The 24,936-nt window shown below is 56.9% G+C and carries 22 protein-coding genes; 16 read left to right on the top strand and 6 right to left on the bottom strand.

The window, feature by feature from the left end; all coding sequences use genetic code 11:
- Positions 1 to 140 precede the first annotated feature (140 nt).
- The 12 genes from helD to C7459_RS06015 all read left to right on the top strand — a co-directional run bounded on the left by helD (position 141) and on the right by C7459_RS06015 (position 16,097).
- Positions 141 to 2,384 carry an RNA polymerase recycling motor HelD gene (helD, locus tag C7459_RS06070; protein ID WP_109687409.1) on the top strand — a complete coding sequence of 748 codons (2,244 nt, stop codon included), beginning with the start codon at positions 141 to 143 and terminating at the stop codon, positions 2,382 to 2,384.
- A 232-nt stretch (positions 2,385 to 2,616) separates the two neighbouring features.
- Entirely contained in the window at positions 2,617 to 4,368 is a 1,752-nt protein-coding gene (gene pelF, locus C7459_RS06065; protein WP_170119305.1) for a GT4 family glycosyltransferase PelF, read from the top strand.
- A 17-nt stretch (positions 4,369 to 4,385) separates the two neighbouring features.
- Complete coding sequence (locus C7459_RS06060; RefSeq protein WP_109687405.1) at positions 4,386 to 4,811, top strand: hypothetical protein; 426 nt, start codon at positions 4,386 to 4,388, stop codon at positions 4,809 to 4,811.
- Entirely contained in the window at positions 4,789 to 6,021 is a 1,233-nt protein-coding gene (locus tag C7459_RS06055; protein WP_109687403.1) for a hypothetical protein, read from the top strand. The genes C7459_RS06060 and C7459_RS06055 overlap by 23 nt, the downstream gene beginning before the upstream one ends.
- Entirely contained in the window at positions 6,018 to 7,604 is a 1,587-nt protein-coding gene (locus C7459_RS06050) for a hypothetical protein (protein ID WP_109687401.1), read from the top strand. Before C7459_RS06055 ends, C7459_RS06050 begins: the two co-directional genes overlap by 4 nt.
- Positions 7,605 to 7,615: 11 nt before the next feature.
- Positions 7,616 to 9,601, top strand: coding sequence for a hypothetical protein (locus tag C7459_RS06045; RefSeq protein WP_109687399.1), 1,986 nt, complete (start codon positions 7,616 to 7,618; stop codon positions 9,599 to 9,601).
- A gap of 56 nt (positions 9,602 to 9,657) precedes the next feature.
- Complete coding sequence (locus C7459_RS06040) at positions 9,658 to 10,815, top strand: carboxylate--amine ligase (RefSeq protein WP_170119304.1); 1,158 nt, start codon at positions 9,658 to 9,660, stop codon at positions 10,813 to 10,815.
- A gap of 12 nt (positions 10,816 to 10,827) precedes the next feature.
- Complete coding sequence (locus C7459_RS06035) at positions 10,828 to 11,697, top strand: DUF3473 domain-containing protein (protein WP_109687395.1); 870 nt, start codon at positions 10,828 to 10,830, stop codon at positions 11,695 to 11,697.
- A gap of 11 nt (positions 11,698 to 11,708) precedes the next feature.
- A complete protein-coding gene (gene murJ / locus C7459_RS06030; RefSeq protein WP_245884414.1) occupies positions 11,709 to 13,118 on the top strand; it encodes a murein biosynthesis integral membrane protein MurJ in 1,410 nt (469 codons plus the stop codon).
- On the top strand, positions 13,084 to 13,806 hold the full coding sequence (locus C7459_RS06025) for a glycosyltransferase family 2 protein (RefSeq protein ID WP_170119303.1): 723 nt from the start codon (positions 13,084 to 13,086) through the stop codon (positions 13,804 to 13,806). Before murJ ends, C7459_RS06025 begins: the two co-directional genes overlap by 35 nt.
- Before the next feature lies 1 nt (position 13,807).
- Complete coding sequence (locus C7459_RS06020) at positions 13,808 to 14,203, top strand: DUF2304 domain-containing protein (protein ID WP_109687389.1); 396 nt, start codon at positions 13,808 to 13,810, stop codon at positions 14,201 to 14,203.
- 22 nt (positions 14,204 to 14,225) lie between these two features.
- Positions 14,226 to 16,097 (top strand): HD-GYP domain-containing protein, encoded by a 1,872-nt coding sequence (locus C7459_RS06015; protein WP_109687387.1) that lies wholly within the window; start codon positions 14,226 to 14,228, stop codon positions 16,095 to 16,097.
- 101 nt (positions 16,098 to 16,198) lie between these two features.
- Here the strand turns inward: C7459_RS06015 and C7459_RS06010 are convergent, their stop codons facing one another.
- Entirely contained in the window at positions 16,199 to 16,918 is a 720-nt protein-coding gene (locus C7459_RS06010; RefSeq protein ID WP_109687385.1) for an endo alpha-1,4 polygalactosaminidase, read from the bottom strand.
- 42 nt (positions 16,919 to 16,960) lie between these two features.
- Positions 16,961 to 17,830, bottom strand: coding sequence for a M15 family metallopeptidase (locus C7459_RS06005; protein WP_245884410.1), 870 nt, complete (start codon positions 17,828 to 17,830; stop codon positions 16,961 to 16,963).
- Between the two features lie 179 nt (positions 17,831 to 18,009).
- Here C7459_RS06005 and C7459_RS06000 point away from each other — a divergent pair, with 179 nt between their 5' ends.
- Positions 18,010 to 18,537, top strand: coding sequence for a DUF2062 domain-containing protein (locus C7459_RS06000; protein WP_109687383.1), 528 nt, complete (start codon positions 18,010 to 18,012; stop codon positions 18,535 to 18,537).
- Between the two features lie 75 nt (positions 18,538 to 18,612).
- On the opposite strand, the gene C7459_RS05995 is transcribed toward C7459_RS06000, so the two are convergent.
- From C7459_RS05995 to C7459_RS05985, 3 genes are all read right to left on the bottom strand, one after another.
- Positions 18,613 to 19,224 carry an SCO family protein gene (locus C7459_RS05995; RefSeq protein WP_109687381.1) on the bottom strand — a complete coding sequence of 204 codons (612 nt, stop codon included), beginning with the start codon at positions 19,222 to 19,224 and terminating at the stop codon, positions 18,613 to 18,615.
- Positions 19,225 to 19,250: 26 nt separating this feature from the next.
- Complete coding sequence (locus C7459_RS05990) at positions 19,251 to 19,565, bottom strand: c-type cytochrome (RefSeq protein ID WP_170119302.1); 315 nt, start codon at positions 19,563 to 19,565, stop codon at positions 19,251 to 19,253.
- 114 nt (positions 19,566 to 19,679) lie between these two features.
- A complete protein-coding gene (locus C7459_RS05985) occupies positions 19,680 to 20,468 on the bottom strand; it encodes a DODA-type extradiol aromatic ring-opening family dioxygenase (RefSeq protein ID WP_342766657.1) in 789 nt (262 codons plus the stop codon).
- A 148-nt stretch (positions 20,469 to 20,616) separates the two neighbouring features.
- On the opposite strand from C7459_RS05985, the gene C7459_RS05980 reads away from it, so the two are divergent.
- The gene (locus C7459_RS05980; RefSeq protein WP_109687377.1) at positions 20,617 to 21,150 is read left to right on the top strand and encodes a PadR family transcriptional regulator; all 534 of its coding nucleotides are present in this window, start codon (positions 20,617 to 20,619) and stop codon (positions 21,148 to 21,150) included.
- Between the two features lie 10 nt (positions 21,151 to 21,160).
- Entirely contained in the window at positions 21,161 to 22,699 is a 1,539-nt protein-coding gene (locus C7459_RS05975; RefSeq protein WP_109687374.1) for an MDR family MFS transporter, read from the top strand.
- A 16-nt stretch (positions 22,700 to 22,715) separates the two neighbouring features.
- Here C7459_RS05975 and C7459_RS05970 read toward each other — a convergent pair whose 3' ends face one another.
- A complete protein-coding gene (locus C7459_RS05970; RefSeq protein ID WP_109687372.1) occupies positions 22,716 to 23,651 on the bottom strand; it encodes an NAD-dependent epimerase/dehydratase family protein in 936 nt (311 codons plus the stop codon).
- Positions 23,652 to 23,739: 88 nt separating this feature from the next.
- Here C7459_RS05970 and C7459_RS05965 point away from each other — a divergent pair, with 88 nt between their 5' ends.
- On the top strand, positions 23,740 to 24,636 hold the full coding sequence (locus tag C7459_RS05965; protein ID WP_109687371.1) for a carbohydrate kinase family protein: 897 nt from the start codon (positions 23,740 to 23,742) through the stop codon (positions 24,634 to 24,636).
- The last annotated feature ends 300 nt before the right edge of the window (positions 24,637 to 24,936 follow it).

The following is a 24,936-nucleotide window of genomic DNA, read 5'->3' as shown; positions in this document are numbered from 1 at the left end:
TCCCCAATCAAAGTAAACCTCGAGGTGAACTGCATGCACATCCAAGCTGATGAGTTCCTGCTGGAGAAGATCAGATCCAGCCAATTGACGCGTGTAAGCACTACGGCAGACGAACTAAGTCGCCAGAATGAGGAGGGTCTATGACGATCGAACAACATCGTGATTATGACCATGAGTTGCAACGGCTGGAAGAGACCAAGACATACATCCAATTCGTGCTCCATGAAAGCGAGCATAACGAAGATGCATTTCGCGCCGATATCAAGGAGGCGTACCAACGCTTAAATTCCTTGGATAGCTCGGAAGGCTACATCGCGTTGCTGACCAGCGCGAAATTTCTCGACATGACCCAACAGAGTCTGCGTCAACTGCAACAAGTGCAGCAACGGCCGTATTTTTGCCGAATTGATGTGCGACCTGAGCATACAGAGACGATTCAACCGCTCTACATCGGAAAAGCGTCGCTGTTCCGCCCGGACACGCAGGAGCCGGTCATCGTGGACTGGCGCTCGCCGATCGCCAACGTCTATTACGAAGGCCGCATCGGGGAGATCAGCTACGAGACGACGACCGGGACGGAGCGCGGCGAGTTGTATCGCAAGCGGCAGTATACGATTGACAAAGGGCAGTTGCAGGACTTCCGCGACATCGACATCACCACGCGTGACGAACTGCTCCAAGAGTCGCTCGGCGGCAGTGCCGACAGCCGTCTGAAGGACATCGTCTCCACGATCCAAGAAGAACAAAACCGCGTGATCCGTGCGGAGATGTACCGCCCGATGATCGTCCAAGGGGCGGCCGGAAGTGGCAAGACGACGATCGCCTTGCACCGCATCGCCTACCTGATCTACACCTATGGGGACAAGTTCAACCCCGACCAGTTCATGATCCTCGCCCCACATCAACTGTTTCTCAAATACATCGCCGACGTGCTCCCCGAACTCGGGGTGGACGCGGTTCGCCAAACCACCTACATCGACTTCGTGAGCGAAGGTCTGGGGAAAAAACTCAATCTCGCCGACCCGAACGAGCGGCTGTTCCGGTTCTTGAACGGAGACGAGGACACCGAACAACTGAAATTCGTCTCGCTGTACAAAGGGTCTGTGGCGTACAAGCAACAGATCGACGACTACCTCGAAGCCTTGACGGTGCGGATGTTGCCACAGAAGGATTTCAAGCTCGGCAAGCACATGCTCTATGCGGTGGCAGACCTGCGCAAGTTCTTCCGCGAGGACTACGTGCGCCTGCCGATCTACAAGCGTGTCGAGAAGATCAAGAAGATCCTCGCAGACCGCTTGAAGGTCAAGAAAAAACAGATGCTTCAGGAGATTGTCGATCACTACGACCACGAGATCGACCAAGCGTTTGCCCGCTACAAAGTGCCTGAGCAGCGCCGCACGCAGGTGGTCAAGCTGATGGATGCCAAGGAAAACCTGCTGAAAAAAGTCGAGGCGCTCTCCAAGACGCTGGTGAAGGAGTACATGACTCAGTTCCCCAAGCAGGACCTGATCGCACACTACCGAGAATTCCTGCAAGGGCTGCCCGATGAATCGCTGCAATACCTCCAGACGTATACCACGGCGCTGTTGGACAAAAAGCAGATGGAGCTGGAAGACACGCCTGCACTGCTCTATCTACAACACAAGCTGTTCGGTTTAAAGGAAGAGTTCAAGATTCGCAACCTCGTGATCGACGAAGCGCAGGACTACAGCGTGTTTCAACTGGTCACGCTCAAGGAAGTGCTGGGTACGGAGATGTTCACAATTCTCGGTGACCTGTCGCAAGGGATACACTCCTACCGTGGCGTGCAGAGTTGGGAGGAAGTGTTGCGCGAGGTGTTCCCGAGCGGGAACTGCAACTACCTCGTGCTGGAGCAGAGCTACCGGACGACGGTGGAGATCATGGAACTCGCAAACCGGGTGATCGTGCATTCGAACACGCCAGGTCTGGTGCTTGCCAAGCCGGTTGTCCGGCATGGGGAGCAACCGACACAGGAAGTGTTCACAGAGGAGCAGGCGTTGATCGCGCAGGTGCTCGCCGATGTGCTGGAGTTGAAGGGGCAAGGGCTTGGCTCGATGGCGGTGATCGGCAAGACGATGGCGGAGTGCCAGCGTATCAAAGAGCGCTTCGACGCGCTCGCCACCCACCTCTCGATTCAAGTCCTCGATGAAAAGGAAGACTACGCCGGCAACGATGTCGTGATCGTCCCGTCCTATGTGGTGAAGGGATTGGAGTTTGATGCGGTGTTCATCGTGAATCTGGAGGAGCAGTACACCGCAGATGATCTCGATGTGAAGCTGTTGTATGTGGCGATGACCCGTCCGTTGCATCGGTTGTTTGTGTATAGCATGGCCGGACAGACCGGATTGCTGGATGTGATCTGAAAAAATTTCCACGCGTTGTTGGCGAAACGGTGATCCAAACGAGGGAAAAGTTCGTATCCTAGTACTAGGATACGAACTTTTTTTATTCCTCCTCATGCTATTGAAAACAATATTTCACGAGTTAAGGATAGATGAAATTGGTTACACTCTCCTGTCTAAAAATCGTATACCGCAGATTTTCGAAATGGTACAATAGTCTCATGTATATTCGAAAAAAAAGGGGGTGAGTTCGTTGTCGGATCGCATCAAGATTCTGCTCTCCACCGAGGGCACGTACCCTTTTCACCAAGGGGGTGTCTCGACGTGGTGTGAGACGCTGGTCAACAAGATGGATATGGTCGATTTTGTCATCTACAGCATCACAGCCAATCCCTTCATCACGCAGAAATTCGGCCTGCCTGAGCATGCCGAGATGCATACCGTGCCGCTGTGGGGGACGGAGGAGCCCAAGGAACACCTGAACATCCCGTTCAAGCAGATTTATCTGCCGAAAAAATCCACATCGGATGGCACCGTTCGGGAACGATTCATCCCCTTGTTCGTCGAGTTGATCGACGAGATCGTCAGCGAGGTCAAGAACCCGCGAAGGTTCGGCAACCTGCTCGTGGAGTTGTACAACTATTTTCAAGAGCATGACTACAAACTCAGCTTCAAGTCGGAAGCGACTTGGGAGATCTATAAAGAACTGATCCTGCGCCTCGCCGCTGACAAACGACACCGCCTGAGTGAGCCGGACGTCTACGGGCTCGTCCAAAGTCTAGGCTGGGTCTACCGCTTTCTCAACATCGTCAACACACCGATCCCCGACACACACGTCACGCACTCCACGGCGGCGGCATTTTGCGGCATCCCGTGCGTGATCGCGAAGATTCGCAACAAAACCCCCTTCATGCTCACCGAGCACGGGGTGTATCTGCGCGAACAGTACTTGGCGCTCTCGAAGCGGCCTTATTCGTCTTTTTTAACTACATTTTTGATCCGGTTCGTCAAATCGTTGACAACCACGAACTATGCGTTTGCCGATCAAGTCTCGCCTGTCTGTGAATACAACACCCGCTGGGAGACGCGATTTGGCGTGCCTGTCGATCGGGTCAAGGTTATCTACAACGGGATCGACCCCAATGTTTTTGTGGAGGCCCCGCCGTCGACAAACGAAGTGTTGACCGTGGTGATGGTGGCGCGCATCGACCCGCTGAAGGATGTGCTGACGTTCTTGCAGGCGGCGGCGCTCGTGCGCGATGCGTTCCCTGCGGTGAAGTTCGTGGTCTATGGGTCGGTCTCCGTCCAAGGATACTACGATCAATGCATCGAATTATGGGAACAGTTACACTTGCAGGACACATTTATTTTTGCAGGGCATACAAGCAATATGGCAGCTGCATATCATAGTGGTGACATCATCGCGTTGACAAGCATCTCCGAAGCGTTTCCCTATTCGGTCATCGAGGCGATGATGACCGGCAAACCGGTCGTGGCGACCGATGTCGGCGGGGTGACAGAGGCGCTCGGCGATGCCGGGTTGATCGCGACGCCGCGCAAGCCGGAGGAAGTCGCAGCCGGCATCCTCAAACTGCTGAACAACGCGGAGTTGCGCGACATGCTGGGCAAGGAAGCCCGCCAGCGGGCGCTGAACTTTTTCACCCTGAACAAGATGATCGACCTGCATCTGAAAAGCTATGTGAAACTGGCGGTGCGCGCCGAGGAACGGATGCCGATCCTGCGTCGCGTCGATACGCTGGCGGCGCAGAAGTTGCTGCTCGACAAAGGGATGGCGCTGATGACCTGTCAGCTCTACCGGGAAGCGATCGCCCAGTTCCGCGCGGCCCTGAAGGAACGGCCCAACTCACCGTATACGCCGGTGATCCTGACCGAACTCTCAAAGGCGCACAACCATCTGGGCGAGTACGACGAAGCGTTTCAAGAACTGGAGAAAGTCACGGCGATCCTGCAAGTCTTGGATCGCGGTGCGCGTGAGATCGCCTAAGCGAGGAGGAAGCCTGGATGCCGAAAATCACGAAACGATCACTCTGGGGGTACGCCCCGGATTCGGTCGATGCAGTCATCCACACCTTGCAGACCCAGCATGATGAGAAGATTCGGCACCTGCAGGTGGAGCTTGAGGAACTGACTCAATCCAATGACCGTCTCCACACGGAGATTGCAAGTTTACAGGAATCGATGCAAAACACCGCCGATGAGCAGATCGCGACGATGCTGTTGCAAGCCCATCTGGAACAGACGCGGGAGGTGTACGAGATGCTGGAGGAGATCAAGCTTCTCGAGGAAAAGCAAGAGGAAGTGTTGGAGGTCACCCATCTGCACAAGGAATCGGTCGTGCATCAAGTGTTGGATAAGCTCAAGCAATTGGAAGTCAATCTGCAACAGCAAGTAAAGGAGGGAGAGCATGGGGGAACGTCCGGACTTTAAAAGCGGCCTGTGGGGGCTCGACCCGCACAAGGTTTCGGCCTATCTGCGGCAGTTGCGCAACTTGCAAGATCAGCAACTGACCGAGTTGGAAGCCAGAGTACAAGTCCAGCGCGTGGAAAACGCGAGACTGCTACGAGAACGCGACACTCTGCTCGCCGCTCAGCGCGACCATGCGGAACGACTGCACTTGCACGAATTGATGATGTCACGCGCAGGGGATGTGTTGCAGGTGATGAAACAACACACCCAACAAGAGATCGCCGGCCTCCAACGCGCACTGGAACAAAAGCAAGCGGAGCACCGCCGCAAGATCGACGGCATCGAGCACCAGACCGATCATTACAACCAAGTCCTGCACACGATGCTCCAAGAGTTCGGCGCGACGATGCACAAATTCACCTCGTCCTCGTTCGAAGTTCTCGAAGCGCTGGCTCCGGAGTTGAACGTGCCTGCGAACTTGTACGAACCAGAGTCCGTGCCAGAACAGCAGGAGCAAGAAGTGGAGAGCCAACCGAGCGCCACGCAGGAACAAACCAGAGCCGTGACACTTGATTCAACATCAGACCCAATACCTGATCCAACGCCTGACCTAACGCCTGATCCAGCCCCAGAGCAACCGTCCGCGAAGGGCTTCCGTCACGACAAAGTCATCCAGTTCAAAGTCAAATCGATCGCGGAAAAAGCGGCGCAAGTGCGCAACGCGCCCGCCGCTGAGCGGATCGAAGCGCAACCGCAGGTGTTGGCTCGTCAGGAGATGGCAGCCGCTCCACAGGTCTCCCCGAAACTGAACATCGCCGGGGGCACGGCAGAACTGAGTCACTCCTCCGCCTTTTGGGGCAACATCCAGCCTTATGTCGGGCACGAAGTAGAGGCATACGACTCCGCCGCACTGCCTGTTGAACCGATAGAAGATTGGCTGACGGAGGACATCCCGCAAGCTGCGCCGCCGAGCGTACCTGAGTCTCCTGTCTACGAACCGGAGGAGTCCAAGGAAAGCGAAGCGGTCTCCACGGAGATCATGTCGATTCGCAACCGATACATCGTCGGCAAGCTCGCTGGGGAAGACCTGCATGACATCCAAGGCCGACTGATCGTCTCCAAAGGTGCTACGATCACCCCGGAGATGGTTGACCTCGCGGAAAAAGCAGGTCGCTTGCCCGACCTGATCGTGAGCATGAAGATCGCGGGCGTCAGCGACGACAAGCGATGAAGCACATGGGCCGTCAGGAGCGGATCGACGCCCTCTTGGAAGAACTGCTCGAGCGAAACATCTCGCCACAGGACCGCTTCGAGATCGCCGCCCTGTTGGAGACGATGGGGTGGAACGACCGACGGGTTGCGGAAACATTCGGGGTCGAGGGCGTTTTTGACCTCGCAGAAGAACTGTGGGAAATGGTGCAGCAGAAAATCGTCTACGCGGGATTCGCCAAACCGGAGGAACGCACCAAATTGCAACTGACGATGGAGATGTTGCGCAGTTTCCTGCGCGGCTTGCTGTTCGCACTGCCGATGGCGATCTCCGTCGAGTCGATGCTGGTCTTGAAATTTTCACTGTGGTCCTATGAATATCTGTCGGTCGATCTCGCTACCGTGATTGCGCTCGGCACGATCTTGAGTTTCCTCGTCGTGGGAGGCTTTACGCAGGCAATCGCCCGGCGGGGATTTTTTTACCTCTTTCAAGGCTACTACAATATGGGCCGGCGCATCACGTTCTACTTCATCAGGATCGGGTACTTGGTCTGTGCGCTGATCGGAATCGTCGCCTACGTGATCAATCTGGTGTTTAACTTATTGCCTTATGATCTGTTCCTCCTATTGGTCTTGTACTTTACCTTCCTCACCAGTATCTGGCTTTCTGTGACTGTCATGTACATCCTGCGCCGCGAGATGACCTTCTCCGGGTTGATCGCGCTCGGGATCTTGATCGTCTATATCCTGTTCCAATGGGTCGGCTGGGACATCCTCGTCGCCCAGTTGATCTCGATTGTCATCGTGGCGATCTGCGGCATGATCTTGGCGATCTATTTTTTCAAACAGCAAGAGAAAAAGGAAGAGAAAGGGATCGCACCGAAACTGCCCCGCCTCTCGATCATCGTCTATTCGATCATGCCGTACTTCACGTATGGATTTCTCTACTTCCTGTTCCTGTACATCGACCGCATCATGGCGTGGTCAGCGAACAGCGAGTTCATGCCGTACTTCATCTGGTTCCGCGGGGAGTATGAACTGGGGTTGGACTTCGCCTTGATCGTGCTGATGTTGCCGCTCGGGGTCAGTGAGGTGGTCGTCAACCGGATCATGCTCGATCTGGAAGCCAGTCAAAAAGGCTACTGGGGCTTCGAAACGGAGAAGCTCAACAAGCATTTCCTCAGTCTCTACCACAAGTGGCTCGGCGTGACGGGCATCTCATCGCTGATCAGCGGAGTTTTGGTGATCTTTGTCGTGTTTTTCCTCAATGACACGTATTACGCGCACTCGGGCAAATATTTGATGTCAACGCCCAAGACCTACTTCGTGTTCTACGTAGCGGTCGTCTCTTATCTGATCATGGCGATGGGGCTGATGAACGCGGTCATCCTGTTTTCGATCTCGCAGCCGAATCTGGTCAACAAAGCGATTGTGCCCGCCGTGTTCGCCAACGTGGTGCTGTCGTTCCTGTTGAGCCGCTGGGGTGACTTCAGTTGGGCGGTGTTCGGGCTGTTGATCGGGGCCTGTCTCTTCTCATTTCTCTCCTATCGTCAGGTGCGGCATCTGATGAAGCACCTCGATTATTACGTCTACGCAGCTTCGTAAGGAGGGGAAGGATGTACACATCGTTTGGCAATCAGTTGTATGTACTTCTCCACTTCTCGTTTGCTCTGTTGTTGCTGATGGTGTGGATTCCGAAGTGGTTGTTCAAGTTGCCGGCCAACGCGGACCGCTGGATGGCCGGCTACTTGCGAATCGTCTTCGTCTACATCGTTATCGGGTATGTGCTGGTGCTGTTGAAACTGTTCGAAGTGCTGGCGATCCTCGCCGTGCTCGGGTTGTACGCCTCGCGACATTATCTCAAGCGCACCGCGCAGGCGGCGCGGATGAACGCCTTCACCGCGATCGGTTTGATGTTCTACGAGGCGTTGGATGTCGGCTTCCAACTCAGACAGAACTGGGAGCGGTTGCGGGCCCGTCTCACGCGGAAGCAAGTGTTCGAACGCTTCCGTGCTCGTCCGACCGCCACGTGGTGGACGACTGGGGCCTTGCTGCTCGTGTTGGGTGTCGCGGCCTATCTGCGCTTCGCTGATGCGCTGACGCAAGCGGCACCGGCGATGTCGGACGGCTATGTGACGCTGGCTTGGATGAAGTACATCGAACAACGCGTGCTGTTCCACGACGGCATCTATCCGCAAGGCTTTCACATCACGCTCGCCTATCTGCACAAATTCGCGGCGATCGACCAGCTCTACGTCCTGAAGTTGACCGGCCCGCTGAATGGGGTGCTGACGACCTACGGGTTGTATTTCGCCGTCTCGCGCTGGACGGGCAACCGTTGGGCAGGGATCGCGGCGGCGGTGCTGTACGGGCTGGCCGGTGTGCCTTTGCACGGGCAGGATTGGATTCGCCAAGCCACCACCAACTCGCAGGAATTTGCGATGGTGTTCGTGTTCCCGGTGTTCTACTTCCTCGCCAAGTATCTGCAACGCGGTGAGCGTGAGGATCTGTGGACCGGAGCGGCCGGACTGTCGGTGATTGGGTTGGTGCATACGCTGGTCTTTGCCTACGCAGGCATGGGGCTCGCGGTCGTGATGTTCGTCGGCTTCGTGCTGTCCCTGCGCACGATGGGGCGTCGGGTCTGGAACTTGACGTTGGTTGGAGCGGCGGCGGTCGTGATCGCCCTGCTGCCATTTGGACTCGGGGAACTGCTCGGACGTGGACTCCACGGCTCGTCGGAGGAATTTTTGACCAGCAAAGTGTCTGTCACGTTGCCAGACTTGCATCTGTGGGATGGGCTGGCGTTGGCGGCGTTGGTACCGCTGGTGCTCGCCTTCCTGTTCCGCCGCAAACCATTTCGGGAAAAAGTGTTCGAGTTCACCGCGATCCTGATCATCGCGGCGTCGTTCGTGCTCTACTATGTCGCCCCGACCGTCACGCAGAGCTTGGTGCTCGCCACGCGGACGGGCAGTTTGTGGGCGATGGCGATTCCGTTCTCCGTGGGTCTCGGCTTGCATGCCCTGTTCCTGCCGCTGCAACGGATGCGGAGTCTGAGCGTGTGGCAAGGAATCGTCTGTGTCGGGCTGGTCGTGGTCTGTGTCAGACAAACGCAATTGGAGCTGATCGATCCATACAAGATGGAGTGGAACCACGGTGTCGAGCAGTATTTGCAGATTGCCGAGCACAATCGCCCGAAAACGTGGGCGGTGATTTCGCAAAATGAAGGCTACTCGCTGGTGCTAGGCAATGGGTACCACATCTATATGAAGGATTTCCTCGACCGGTACGATCCGACACTTCCGCCCTTGACGCACTATGGGTGGGACCAGCCCGATCCGAACTTGCCCAATGAGATCTATCTCTACCATGAAAAGCAAGTCTTCGAAGTCTCAACGTCCAACTCTGTCTATACCCTGCTGGCCCCGCAGTATGAACAGCGCAAGCAGGAGAATGCCAAGTTGGAGCAATGGATCGAAACTTACAAGTCCCACCACGCGGAGCTCGAAGTGTTCTACGAGGACGAAACCCTGTGTATTTACCACCTGCACAAGGAAGAAGACACGGAAACCAAGCAGCAGAAACTCTGGGGCAAGTCCCACTAAGGGCTCACGAGGCTCCACTAGAGGCCCCGCTAAATTCGTAGCACATGAGGTGTCGTATGGCTTCCGTGTTGATCACAGACGGTCTGCTGCGCAAGTCGCTTTCGCTGACTCGCTCGTTGGGCTCGCAAGGGCTACAGGCGTATACAGCCGACCGCACACGCTTCACACCGTCTGCTTTTTCAAAATACAGTGCAGGGGCTTGGGTACATCCTGACCCCGTTGAACAACCGGAGGCCTACGCGCAATGGATGTTCAAAACGCTCGCCTCCCAACGCTTCGACCTGTTGATTCCAAGCGATGACCATGCCTTGGAGTTCGTGCTGGCACATCGAGCCGCAGTTGAAGCGTTGACGACCGTGCTGGTGCCGTCACAGGAGAGCTACAACCAAACCTCCGACAAGTACCTGACGATGCAACTCGCGGAAAAAGCGGGTGTGCCACACCCGCAAACGCTGTGGCCGGTCGATGCAGCCGAAGTCGAACAGTTGGCGCCGAACTTGCGCTACCCGCTGGTGATCAAGCCGCGCAAAAGCTCAGGGTCGCGTGGCATCCGCGTGGTCCAGAACGCACAGGAGCTGTGCCAGATGTACCGCCAGATCGAGGTCGAGTACCCGCGTCCGATGCTGCAAGAGTTCATCCCGGCCGGAGACCGCTTCGACGTCTGCTTGCTCTACAACCGCGCCGGAGAGCTCCGCGCGTCTTTTGTCCAAAAAGAACTGCGCCACTACCCGGTCGACATCGGCCCGAGCACGGTGCAGGAGAGCGTGTGGATGCCGGAGTTGGTGGAGCTGTCCGTGGCGCTTTTGCAACAGGTGCCGTGGCAGGGTGTCGTCGAAGTCGAATTCATGCGCGACCCGCGTGATGGGGTGCCGAAGCTGATGGAGATCAACCCTCGATTCTGGAACTCGCTGGAGATGGCGGTGCAGGCGGGCGTGGACTTTCCGTACCTGCTGTGCCAAGCGGCTCTGGGTGGAGATGTGAACGCGGTACACCAGTATGAAGTCGGCCGCATCTGCCGGAACTTGTTGCCAAGCGACATCCTGCATGTGCTAGCGAATCCGTTGCGGCGGGAGTTGAACCCGCCGTTTTGGGCCAAGCAGGTGCGAGATGACATCTGGTCCCGACACGATCCGCTGCCGACGCTGGGATTCGCGTTGGCGGTGGCGCGGTTGCTGTTCGATCGCAAAGTCTGGAAGATGATGTTCAAGAGGTAGGGGGAGCTGGAGATGAGAAACGCATTGACGGTCGACGTCGAGGATTGGTACATGACGAGCGACTTTTCCTTCGATCCCTCGACGTGGGATCAGTACGAAGACCGCGTCGTGGCGAACACGATGGAGTTGGTGAATCTGTTTGCACACTACCGGGTGAAGGGGACGTTTTTCATCCTCGGCTGTGTGGCAGAACGCCATCCCGAACTGGTCGAGGAGATCGCCAGACAGGGGCATGAGGTCGCCTCGCACGGCGGCTGGCACCAGATGATCAACACGATGTCGCTCGATCAATTCCGTGCAGACCTGCTCTATTCGAAGCGGATCTTGGAGGGCATCACGGGCAAGCCTGTGCGCTTGTTCCGCGCCCCGTCTTGGTCGATCACACCGGATCGCTACGAGGCGTTGAAGATCTTGGCGGAGGAGGGCTTTCACTGTGATTCCAGCCTCCAGCCGTTCCGCACGCCGCTGTCTGGTGTCGCCGGAGCCCCGCATACGCCGTTCCTGCCGATTCTCAACGACGAGCAGTTGGAACTCCTCGAATTCCCGCCGACCGTCATGAAAAAAGCCGGTGTGACCGTCCCGTTCTGCGGCGGATTCTATCTGCGCTCGCTGCCCACGTGGTTTCTGATCTACGCGCTGCGCCAGGTCAATCGCGAGCGTTCCGGTCTCATCTACGTACATCCGTGGGAGGTCGATCCGCAACAACCGCGGCTCCCGGCCTCGCCGCTGATCCAATTCATCCATTATTACAATCTGAACTCCACCAAAAAGAAACTGGAGCGGTTGTTACAACGATTTGAATTCACGACCATGGGCGAGATCATCGCCTCGCGCGGGGACTATCCGCCGATCGCATTGCCCGCACTGGCGGGAGGGCGTTAGGCGTGAACATCATGCGCGCTTGGTACGCCCGAGGGGTGGCGTTTGCCAAGCAGGATGCGGGGATGCTGGCGCTGATCAACTTGTTGTTGGCGACGGTGGCCTTTGGCAAGGACTTGCTGCAGGCGGCGTTTTTCGGAACGTCAGCGGCGGCGGATGCGCTGACGCTGGCCTTTTTCATCCCGGATACGCTGGGGAACAACCTGATGGCGTTTGCGATCGGCGTGGCTTGTGTGCCGATGTTCTGCAAGCTGTTGGTGCAGGGTGAGACCGGGCGCTTGCGCCGCGTGTTCCTGCAACTGTGCGTGTATGCGGTGCTGCTGTCGAGCCTCAGTTGTCTGCTGGTGTTCGTGCTCCGCGATCCGGTGTTGCAACTGCTCGGCAGCGGGATGGATGCGGATGTGTTCGCGCTGACACGCAGTCTGCTGAACTTGCTGTTGCCGACGATGGTGCTGTTCCCGTTGTGCATGATCGCGAGCGGTGCGTTGCAAGCGCAGGGAAACTTCAAAGTTCCCGCGCTGGGGCCGGTGCTTTTCAACACGGGGTTTCTGTTGGCGCTGGTGCTGTTGCTGATCGTGAAACCGGAGCAGGAACAAGGGGCGTGGTGGACGGCGATCGGCATTGCGGCAGGTGTGGTGGGGATGACGGCCCTGCTCGCCAGGGCGTTTTTTCAAAGCGGAGGTCGGGAGTGGTTTTCGTCTGCGGTCTGGCGAGGGCTGTGGCGCGAGCAGGACGATCTGTTGCGGGTCGTGCGCACGTTCGCGCCGTTTCTGCTGATCCTGTTCTGCTCGCAGTTCGTCTATATGGTTGAGCGACATGTCGCCTCGCTGTTGGGCAGCGGGACGATCGCCGGGCTGAATTATGCGTTTCGTCTCGCGCAGTTTCCGAACTGGGTGTTCGTAGCGGCGCTGACGACGGTGTTGTTGCCGGCGATGGCGCGGGCTGTGGGCGAACGCAATCCTGCACAGGTGCGAGTTGCTTTGACACGAGCGATCAAGATCACGTTGCTGTTGACCGTGCCGATGTCGCTCGTCCTGTATCTAGGGCGTGTGCCGATCGTCGCACTGCTGTTGCAACACGGGTCCTTCGACCACGAATCGTTGCGCACGACTGCTGACATCCTCGCTGGGTATTCGCTCTCGATCGTGCCACAGGCGTTGGCGGCGGTCGGGTTGCGCTATTACATGGCGGTGGAACGGATGCGCGTGCCAGCGGTGCTCGGGTTGCTGGCGATGCTGGTCACGATCGGATGCGACCTGCTCGGGGCACCGAAGTTCGGGCCAGCCGCACTGGGGTATGGTGCCGCTGTTGGCGCGTGGGTGAACGCGTTGGCCATCCTGCTCTTGCTCAATGGGGATCTACAAAAACAAGGGAGGATGGGTGCTCCACATGAATCAATTTCTCATCATCATTCCGGGGTATAACGAAGAAGAAAACATCGCAAAAGTCCTCCAAGGAATTCTCGCGCAAGGCTTGGCAGCAGACATTCTCGTCGTCAATGACGGATCTCTAGATCAGACTGCCTGGATTGCCAGTCAATATCCCGTGACGGTGGTGTCCCATCCCTACAATTTAGGGTACGGTGCGGCGTTGCAAACCGGATACAAGTATGCAACCGCCAAAGGGTACTCGTTCGTCTTGCAATTCGATGGCGATGGGCAGCACGATCCGAGCAACCTCAAGCTCTTGATGAGCGAGTTGGAAAAAGGCAACGTGGACATCGTGATCGGTTCACGGTATCTTGAAGGGGGAACCTCGTTCAAAACGGGAGCTGCCAAGCAGGTTGGCGTCCAATTTTTCCGCAACCTGATCAAAGCCACCACCGGTCAGAAAGTCAGCGACCCGACTTCTGGGTTGCGTGGCATCTCGGCCAAGGTGTTTGCGTACTATGCGGTGCGGGATCGGTTTCCGGCCGACTTTCCAGACGCAGATATCCTGATCCAACAGATTCTGCGCAAGTATCGCATCCGGGAGATTCCGGCGCATATGCGCATCCGCGAAGCGGGTGTCTCGATGCATGCAGGGCTCAAGCCGTTGTTGTATATGGTGAAAATTTCCCTGGCAATATTTATCGTGCTCCTTCATCACAAACTGACAAAGCGGGTGTCCTAAGATGAGCATTGAACTCAAACTATTCCTCCTCTCCTGTGGCGTCGCGTTTGTCATGGTGGTGCTGTATCTGCTTTTGAAAAAGAAGATCAGCGAGTGGAACGTGATCGCATGGTCGGCAAGCGCGGTGGCGATCCTGCTCGTGTCGGCCAATCCCTTGTGGGTGGACAGCGCGGCGAAGTGGCTGGGCATCGACTATCCGCCGTCCCTGCTGTTTCTGTTCTCGACATTGATTCTGCTGATTATGGTGTTGTACCAATCGATTCAGATCTCGACATTGCAGACCAAGCTTCGACAGGTCGCTCAGCATGTGGCGGTGCAAAAACATCTGGAGATCGATCCCCAGATCCATCCACATGTGCAAGCGGCGGTGACCTCAGAGGGGGAGCCGAGCTTGTAAGCTAGAAAGGAGGCGGCCACAGATGTTGTCTCAAGTCCTCGACTTGTACCACACGTATATGGAGCTGATCCTCGTTACCGTTGGCGCGTTGTTCCTGCTCTCCTTCGTCCTGCTGCTCTGGCAACGACGGGTGCGCCGCCGTGCCGCTGTGCAACTGGACCAGACGACGCGCCTGTTGCGGCATGTGAAGCCATCCGCCGGGGTGGAGAACAATTTGAACATCATCCTGGAGATCTACAGCGGCATCCTCGACGCTTATGGATATGCGTTTTACGTCATGGACGACGCCCAACAGAAGTACTTATTGAAGGCCGTTCGTCACCTGCACGACGACAAGGGGAAAAAAGCGGCACCTTCGTACAACCGCTTGGCACCTGATAAAAAAGAGACCTACCAGCCGCCGATCTCGCTGCCAGCCAACGCAGCCGGGCAGTCGATGGAACTGATCAAGGAAGGCGAAGTGCCGTTGCTGACGATCCCGATCAAGGGCGGCAAAGGCCTGATCCGCATCGGCCCGCTCTCCTCGATCTCGGGCAAGACACGCGCGCAGTTGACCTTCGTCAACGACCTGCTTCCGCAAGTCGTCGATATGCTGGTCGATACGGATCGTATGAAGATCCAGACCGACCTCGTCGTGACCAGTGAGCATGCGCTGCGCTCCGTCTCCTCGATGGCGTTGAACTCCGAAGCGGTCATGAAAAAAGCGCTCGGGATGTTCGCCACGTCGATGGGCATCGTGGATGGGTTCGTGATGTTCCAACAGACAGGTGGATTCCAAGTGCCGGTGCTGTTTGGTTGGACGGGCGAACAGGAGCAAAAGATCCTGCGTAATCGAGAGGTCGGCACGCAACTCTGGCGTGCGCTCGAACACCGTGAAGTGGCGGTGGTGCGCAAAGGGGATAGCAAGTATCCAATGCTCGCAGGCTTGATGAATGGCTATGGTGATGAACTTTTGCTGATCGGCAAATTCATCGACGGCGTGCGCAGCGGGCTGATGGTGACGCGGGTGGACGCGCAGATGGAGACCGGGCTGACAGAGGATCAACTGTCCACCTCGATCCGTTCGCTGTCCAAGCAGTTGACCAAGCTGTTGCGGATTCAGAATTCGATCAAGCCGATGACCAATTCCTATGTCGAGCTGATGAAGTTGCTCTCGCGCACGATCGACGACCTGAACCCGTACACCGTCGGGTATTCGGAGTTGATGAGCCGCTACTCGATCATCATCGCGCAAGAGATGGGTCTCTCGCAGCGCGACATCCAAGAAGTGGCGTTGGCCGCCTATCTGAGCAACATCGGCGTGCTCGGCCTCTCGGAGGATCTGTACTTGAAGGAAGGCAAGTTCTCCGAAGTCGAGTATGAAAAAATGAAGTTGCACGTGGACGTCGGGGCCGAGATCGTCGAGATGTTGATCGGCAGCAAGTCGGTTGCTGACAACATCCGCTACCACCACGAGCGGATGGATGGCCACGGGTATCCGGCCGGGTTGCGCGGTGCGGACATACCGGTCGGAGCGCGGATCATCGCCGTGGTGCAGACGTTCCTCGCCAAGATCAATGGCCGGAAGTACCGCACGCCGCTGTCGTTTGACAAGGCGTTGGAGCTGTTGAAGTCCTCGGCCGGAGCACAGCTCGACCCGCAAGCGGTCGATGCGCTGGTGCGTTGGTTCCAACGCAAGCGCGGTGCGATCCGCACGACCGATCGGGCGCTGGGCCCGTGTTGGGAGATGACATGCTCGTCTGCGGAGGTCTGTGCGACCTGTCCGGCGTATGGGCAGACGCATCTGAACTGCTGGGATGTCAACAAAAACAACTGCCAAGCGCACGGCAAGTCCTGCGAATCCTGCTTCGTCTACACGGAAGCGATGGGGCGCAGGGGCACGAAGGCGATCTAAGCGAAACTGCGGGCTCATGAGGAGCAACCCGCACAACGGAAAAAACCTTTCGTTCAGGAGAACGGAAGGTTTTTTTTCATGTGCCCAAAGGAGGGGTTCGCTTATAGGAGTAGGTAATCGGTACTGCGGGTCAGGTGGGTAAACCCCTGTCGTTTGGAGGTCGCGGCGTGGATCGGATCGTCGTGCGGCGAGACGGTGAGGACATGGAGCCCGCGCAGGCGTTGCACGCGTTCCTGCACCCACGGATGGGGGAGCAGATCGCCGCGCCAGTCCTCCCAGAGCAGACCTTGTAGATGGGGGGCGGCGAGCGGGAGCGTGTCGAAGCCGCGATTTTGGATCAGGAGGACATCGGGTGCCAGCGTGCGCAAGCGTTGCAGGAACTCGCGATAGGCGGTCATCATCTCGTCCCGCAAGCGCCCTGCTGGCACGTATTCCTCCAAGTCCCCGACCGTGTCGAGGAACACGCCGTCCATCTGTTTGACGAGGATCAAGTCGAGCACCTCTTGTAACAGGGTCGCTTGGTAGGAGAGTTGGCGAATGTCCATGAGATAGGAGTCCCACTCGGGGAAGTGGACTTTCTGGCCCTGCAAAGTCAGCGTATCCGCAGGTTGCAGCCGTGCGAACCGTTGCTCATTCCACGTCGGCGTCTCCAATACGCTGAGATAGCCGATGACGAGCGCCCCAGCGCTTTTGAGCTGGAGGACGGTCTGACTGTCGACATGACGAGGTTCGAGGATCAGCAGGTCATGCCCGGACAAGCGCTCCTGCACCAGCGGGGTGACCGGGCCGTAATAGATCTGGTAGGAACGGATCGGTTTCATAAGGAATCTCCCGTAAAAAGGGACCCTCGCGGGTCCCGCTCTCTACTGCTTGGCAAAGTACTCCTCCAGCGTCAGGCCTTTCTGCGTGACTTCCTGCGCCAGATCGACACCGACGAAGCGGATGTGCCACGGTTCATAGGCATACCCGGTGATCGCTTCCTTGCCCTTGGGGTAGCGAATGATGTAGCCGTACTCAGGGGCGTGCTGGGCGATCCACTTGGCTTCTGGAGTGTCGCCAAAACAGTTCTCTGCGGCACAGGCCCCACTGCTGCCGGAGACGTCGATCGCGAGTCCTGTCTGGTGCTCGCTATGACCGGGGACGGCGCTGTAGCGGCGCGCTTCGGCCTCGCCCTGTTGCTTCACATAGGAATCAAACAAGCTCTTTTGCAATTGATACGACCGGAAACCTGAGACTCCGGCGAGGTAGATCCCGTCCTTTTTTGCCGCTGCAAATAACTTCTCTAACGCATCGGCGGCCGGCTTGCGCAACAAGCGCTTCTCGTCATACCCGGAGAAGATAAACGGCAGGTTCGGATCGTTCTCCAGATCGGCTGGTTTGTACCCATCGGGCAGGGCGGGCGATTCCTTGTTCACCAGCACGGTGATGCTGTCGGGCGTCGTCGCCGGGTCGTGCGGGTACCCCTGAGGCTTGTCCGACTGCGGCGTTTGCGTGGCAGGTTGTTGGTTCTGCTGGGGTTTTGGCGCAGGTGCAGGTGCAGGAGTTGGTTGCTGGGCTTGTGCTTGGGTGTCCGTGTTCGGAGTTTGCGCTGTGTTTGTGTCCGGTTTGGCCGGTATGGTGACGTTGGGCTTGTCTGCCGCCCCTTGAATGGGTGCGGTGTTGCATCCCACAAGCAACGTGCATGTACAAGCAAGCATCAACGTAGCAGTTTTTTTCCATCGATGTATAGGCATTTGCGATTCCTCCCTCCGACTCCATAGTAGACCTTGTACGAGAGCAGGTCAAACCTCAAATGTTCGAAAAATGGTAACAAGCTCGACATGTCCCTTCCAAGGATGTGCTCTTATATTTGGTGGGCAATTGTGCTACTCTGGTAACAGGAGCATAGCACGGCTTGGAAGGGTGACATTCGATGCAGTATCCAGAACGTTACGCCCGTTTGAAGCGCTGGGCGAGATATAAATACTTGCAACTGCTGCGTGCCAAGGGTGGACCTTCGATCGTAGCCAAGGGCTTTTCCATCGGGTTGGCGATCGAGATGTTCACCTTGCCGACGTTCGGGTTGGCCGCACTGCTGATTTTGCCGGTCGTCTATTTATTTCGTGCCAGTCTTCCGGCTGCACTGATCGGGTTTTTGTTTGGCAAGATCATCTACCTCCCGATGGCGTTCTTCAATCGGATGGTCGGGTCGTGGCTCGTACCTGAGCATGTCCTCGCGGGGGTACACACGCATAGTCATTGGATGAATCGGATGATCCACATCATTCGCGATGCGCTCGACCTCACCGTCGGCGGGATGGTCGTCGGGACAGCACTCGGGCTGATCGTATACCTCCCGATTCGCAAATTGCTCGCCATCTATATGGAACGCCGCTTGGAGAAGCGCAGACACAGGAAAAGCCACGCTGAAACCGAGACGGCGATCAGCGAGAAACAGTAGACCGATCCGCATGGGGTCGGTCTTTTTTTTATGAAAAAAAGCCCTTCTAGCGCGAGGCGAGAGAGGGCTTTTGGCTTAGTACTTTTTGTCCTTCACGAGGTTGAGGATGTCGTCCAATACTTTGTCGGTCGGCATGTCTGCCCCCATCTGGTATTGGCCGCGCACGTTGTTGGTGCGGTCGACCAGATACAGCGAGCGCGTGGAGTGCGTGAAGCTGCCGTCGGTGTTTTTCTCCAGCAGCACCCCGTAGTCGTTGGCGACTTGGAAGGTTTGTTCTTGGGTTCCGTGCAGGATTACCCATCCGCTCTGGTCGATCCCCATCCGGTCGGCGTATTGACGCAAGACCTCGACGCTGTCCCGATCGGGGTCGAAGGAGATCGAAACGAATTCCACGTCGCTGCCGAACAGTCCCTTCGCTTTCAATTGCTTTTGCAGCGTGACCATGTTGGCGGTCGTCAGCGGACAGATGTCCGGGCAGTTTGCGTAGAAAAACTCGACGACGCGGACTTTGCCCGTCATGCTGTGCATGCTGACAGGTTGAGCGTCGAGGTTTTGCAGCGTGAAGTCTGGTGGCTTGTCCAGCACGTCGAGACGCGTGTACCCCCACCAGAACCAAGATCCGATCCCGATCAGCAACGTCAACGCCAGAATCGAGGCGACGACCGGGAACCAGTATTTTTTCAGCATGGTCTTGCCCCCTTACTCCTTCTGCCTTACTTCTGTTTGGACAGCCAGGTTGCCAGTTCGGTGATCTGCGCGTCCTCCAATTTGTTTTGGAACGCAGGCATTCCGCTGGCACCGAGCTGAATCCGCTGGGTGATCTTGTCGGGGGTCAGTCGGCCTCCGACGTGTTGCAGGTTAGGACCTGCACGGCCTTGCAGATTGTCGCCGTGGCAACCGGCGCAGCTTTGTTTGAACAGTGTGTATCCGTTCGACTCTTGGTCGACCAGCGTCACGGTGTTGCCGGACGAGCCGGAGGAACAGCCGGTGAGCAACAGCAGGGCCGAGAGCGGAAGCAATCGTTTCATCGGGCACACTCCTTTCCATCTGTACATCCACCATGATACCCCATCCAGCCGACATTGCAACATAGCCCGTCGGGGCTAAAAAAAGCCCCAGACCGCGCGCGGCCGGGGCTTTTTTTACGAAAACTGCCAGCAGTTCAGGCTGAGGTTGCTGTGCGAGTAGCCGTGGTAGATCCGCTTGCCTTGGCGCGTGTCATCGGCAGCTCCCATCGCGTAGAGCAGCGGGATGTAATGCTCGGGAGTTGGCGCTGCGTGCATCCCGAGCGGGTGCGTGCTGCGAGCATTCCCCAAGGCTTCGTAGTTCCAATCCTTGATCTGGCGCATGACCCACTCGTCGAACTCGACCGCCCAGTCGTCCGCGCCCTCGCCCTCTGGAAACTTCATCGTGCGGAAGTTGTGGACGGTGCCACCGCTGCCGATGATCAGGACGTCGCGCGCGCGAAGGGACGCGAGCGCTTTTCCAATCTGGTAGTGGACCTCGCCCGTCGCCCGTGAATTGACCGACATCGCGATGACCGGGATGTCGGCATCGGGGAAGACGTGGCGCAGCGGAACCCATGCCCCGTGGTCGAGACCGCGTGTTGGGTTGGGGATCGACGAGAGGCCAGCCTCGCGCAGGAGTTCGCTGATCTCGTCGGCGAGCGTCACATCGCCCGGTGCTGGGTAGGTGAGGCGATACAGTTCGTCAGGGAAACCCCCGAAGTCGTAGATTGTGTCGTAGTGGGACTCGACACGGGAGACTTGCTGTGTGACCGCTTCCCAATGCGCGGAGAACAGAACGATCGCCCGTGGGCGGCGCGGGAGTTGGGACGCGAGCGATTGGAGAAATTGAACATAGGGACCGGTTTCGACCGCAATCATCGGCGAACCGTGACCTAGAAACAGAGACGGCATCACTTGGTTCATCACCTCACTACCACTGTAACATGCCCAAAAAGTGAGCCGCGTTACGTTTTCAAGAATCAATCTCATGAGCGATGGTCAATCGGGGCAAAACTACCTATAATGTATATCGTGACGTTATATATCGATGCGATACAAGAGGAGGCAGGGCATGTACGAATTGTACGTTCTCGGCGAGCTGTTGAGTGGACCGAAGCACGGCTATCTGTTACATGCGATCTTGAAGTCCGCGCTTGGACCGGTGCGACAGATTAGTTGGGGCAGTCTCTACCCGATGATCCGGCGCTTTGAAGGCGAGGGGTTGATCTCTCCCTACGAGCACCGGCAGGAAGAGGGCGGTCGGCCGCGCAAAGTCTACGAATTGACGGAAGCGGGGCGGGCACGATTTCAAGAACTGATGATGGAACCGCTCGAGTACAACCTGGAGACGGAAGTGGTCTTTCAATTGAAGATGTTGTACTTCTCGCATGTGACACCTGAGGTGCGCCAGAGCAGTCTCCAGCAGTACTTGGAGTATCTGGAGTACAACGAGGAGCACATCAAAGGGATCTATCAGAGCGTTAGCAACAACCCGCACATCCCGGATGAGGAGCGCGTGTACGGACTGCGGATGATCGACTACCGCAGGAACGGGCTCGTGAGTTCGATCCAGTGGGTCGAGCGGGAGATTGCCAGGAAAGGGTGAAACCACAAGCATGGAAGCTACCAAACAAAGCAAGTTAGGCTTGGTCGTCGCGGGCCTCTTGCTCGGGATCTTGATGGCTGCGATGGACAACACGATCGTCGCGACCTCGATCGGGACGATCGTCTCCGATCTGGGCGGACTCGACAAGTTCGTCTGGGTCACTTCCGCCTATATGGTCGCCGCGATGGCGGGCATGCCGATTTTTGGCAAACTGTCCGACATGTACGGGCGCAAGCGGTTTTTCGTATTTGGCCTGATCGTGTTCCTCGCAGGTTCGATGCTCTGCGGGATTGCACAGAGCATTGAACAGTTGGCGCTCTACCGGGCGATCCAAGGGATCGGTGGCGGCGCGTTGATGCCGATCGCCTTCACGATCATGTTCGACCTGTTCCCACCGGAACAGCGGGGCAAGATGTCCGGGCTGTTCGGCGCGGTGTTTGGCACGTCGTCGATCTTTGGCCCGTTGCTGGGCGCGTACATCACCGAGAAGATTTCCTGGCACTGGGTTTTTTACATCAACGTGCCGATCGGGATCATCTCGCTGCTGTTGATCGCGATGTTCTATAAGGAATCACTGCAAAAAGTGAAGCAAAAAATCGACTGGCTCGGTGCGTTCACGCTGGTCGGTGCGGTTGTCTGCCTGATGTTTGGACTGGAGTTTGGCGGCAACCAATACGCGTGGGATTCTCCGCAGATCATCGGTCTGTTCGCTGGATTTGTGGTGTTGTTCATCAGCTTCCTGATCGCGGAGACCAAGGCAGCGGAACCGATCATCGCGTTCAAGATGTTCAAGCGCCGCACGTTCTTCACCTCGAACGCAGTCGGTTTCTTCTACGGCGCGGCGTTCATCGTGGCGACGGTCTACATCCCGATCTACGTACAAGGTGTGCTCGGGGGGTCCGCGACCAATTCAGGTCTGATCCTGCTGCCAATGACGGTCGGTTCGGTCGTGGCAGCTCAGGTCGGCGGGCAGCTGGCGGGGCGGATGCCGTACCGCAACATCATGATGTTCTCGGCGGTCGTGATGATCGCAGGGGTCTATCTGCTGGGCACGTTGACGCCGGATACGACCCGCACGATGTTGACGATGTATATGATCCTGACCGGGTTTGGCGCCGGGTTCTCGTTCTCGATCTTGGGGATGTCGGCGATTGAAGGATTCAGCATGCGCGAGCGCGGGTCGGCCAGTTCGACCAACACGTTCATGCGGTCGCTTGGGATGACGCTGGGGGTCACGGTCTACGGGATTTTGCAGCGCAATCTGTTCAGTGACCGGATGACGGAAGCCTTAGCGGGCATGGGGAATGCCAGTGGGAATAACCTCGGCAACGACCCGCGGGCGTTGCTCTCGCCAGAGGCGCGTGCGCAGATCCCGACTCCGGTGCTGGACAAGATCACGGCGGCTCTGTCGTCTTCGATTGCACACACCTTCCTGTGGGCGCTCGTGCCTGCGGTGCTGGCACTGGTGTTCGTGCTGATGATGGGGAATGCAAGGTTGTCACGCGGACAGAAGCCGGAAGGAACTCGCGAAAAAACGAACGGTGCGTAGGCGCCGTTCGTTTTTTTTACCAAGCTTGAGGTTGGTAGCCCAGTTCACGCTGGGTCTTGGTGAGGTCGTACTTGCGAGGCATCGCGAGAAATGACACTTCGAAGCGTGTCAGTGGTGGGTGGGAGCGGAACTTCCCGAACCGCCAGAGGGCTTCGATCATACTTGCTAGTGGGTTGACGAGCGTGCTGGGCACGCTTTTGGCAAGTGGACGAACGCCTTCTAATTCGAGCAGGGGTGTGAGGAGATCCTTCGCAGGCATCGGGCGACCGTCTGTGACCCAGTAGATGCCTTGGTGCTCGCCATGTGAACAGGCGAGGGTGATGGCTTGGACGACGTTTTTGACGTGAACAGATTCGATGATCGTTCGTCCGCCATCGACCCAGACGAATTTGCCATCTCGTACACGTTGGGCGAGGTCTTGTATGGATTGTGCGCCTGCTTCGTAGATGTACGTCGGGCGGAGGATGATGCAAGACATGTCGGTTTTGAGTTGCAAGATGGCTTGCTCGGCAAGCATTTTTGCCTTGCCGTAGTAGGAATTTGGCTCGCTCGGGTAGGGATGATCCTCTTGGACATCGAGGAGCGGGCTGGTGGCTTGTAGCACCGATTCGGACGAGATGTAGATGAATCGTCTCACCCCGTGGCGGGCGGCAGCGTGGAGCAACGCTTCGGTCGCACGCGTGATGTTCTGGTGGAAATACTCCCAAGAGCCCCAAAACTCCACAGGAGCCGCCGCATGGACCACGATGTCCACCCCGTCCAAGTGATGCTCCCAGTCGGAGAGGTTGTCCAAGGAACCGTCTACAAATTGCAGGGGCAGACGGGCGAGGTGCTGTCTGGCTTTTTCCGAACGGACCAACGCTTTGATCTGCGGGGCTTCTACGTCACCCGTCAAGCGCTCCAACAACCGAGTTCCGAGAAATCCAGACCCCCCGGTTACAAAAATGTTCATGGCCTGTGCGCCTCCTCAGGGATGCTTTCTCTGAAACTCTATCGTATCATAATTTGTATCTGGATTAATCGTATGAAGGAGTGAAGATGTGAAAAAAGTATTGGTGTTGGGCGGAGTGTCCTACAACATGATGATCGATGTGGAGGAGTTCCCGGAGCCTGTAGCGCAGACGGTGTCGGCCGCGCGATTTCACGAAACGGTCGGATCGACAGGGGCGGGGAAGTCGTGGGCGTTGCAGAAGCTGGGCGTGCCAGTGGTTTTACATGGGGTGATTGGGGCGGATCGGTATGGACAGTTGATTCGGGAGCACATGGAGCGAGAAGGGATTTCGTTTGTGTACGACGTGGACGGGAGCGGGACGGAGCGCCATGTGAATTTTATGAAGCAGGCGACAGGGGAGAGGCTGTCGGTGTTTTTGCATGCGCCGGCGGAGGATGTCGAGTTGGATCTGGAGCGGATTGAAGCGTTGATTGTGGAGAGCGATGTGGTATTTTTGAACATCGCGCCTTATTGTAAGAGGCTGATTCCGCTGTTGAAAAAGCATCGGCGCGAGATCTGGTGTGACTTGCATTCGTATGACGGGAAACGAGCGTATTATGATGAGTTTATCGAGCATGCAGATGTGTTGCTTTTTAGTTCGGAGCAGTTTCCTGGGTATCGGGAGTTTATGGAGAAGTGTGGGAAGAAGCTGGTGGTGTGTACGCATGGAGCGCAGGGGGCCACGGCTTATGCGGCGGGAGAGTGGGTGGAAGTGCCTGCGTTGAAGTATGAGGTTGTGGATACGAACGGGGCCGGGGATAACTTTTTTGCTGGGGTGCTGGTTGGGTTGATGGAGGGGAGGACGTTGCAAGAGGCGATGCGGCTGGGCACGGTGATGGGGGGCTTGGCGGTAGGATCGAGGGAGTTGGTGGACGTGGGATTGAGCAAGGAGAAAGTAGAGGCTGAGTTGCGTGAGTGGGACGGGGGGAATCACAAGTGCTGTTGAGAACTTGGGGCAGCTTGTGGTAGAATAAATTCACAAGAAATACCGTAAAATAAAAAATGACCGCAGGTGCTGGAAACACCTACGGCCGTTTGCAAAACTGATACCCCTTCAAGGGTGTCGGCTCAAGTCAGTTAGAAATAGACCTACTCCTAGCCGCTAAGCTCAAGGGAGGTCTATTTCTTTTTTGTTAGGTTGAGTATGGCTAGGAGTACAGTCAACATGCCGAAAATGATCATACCGATCTCACCCCCTTTCATGAGGGGATGAGCCGACCGCCCTTGAGGAGCCTATTCAGTTGTG

This window comes from Tumebacillus permanentifrigoris (assembly GCF_003148565.1).
GTDB classification, from domain to species: Bacteria; Bacillota; Bacilli; order Tumebacillales; family Tumebacillaceae; genus Tumebacillus; species Tumebacillus permanentifrigoris.
Note: the sequence above shows the minus strand (reverse complement) of the source record. Positions and strands in the feature narration are given on the sequence as shown.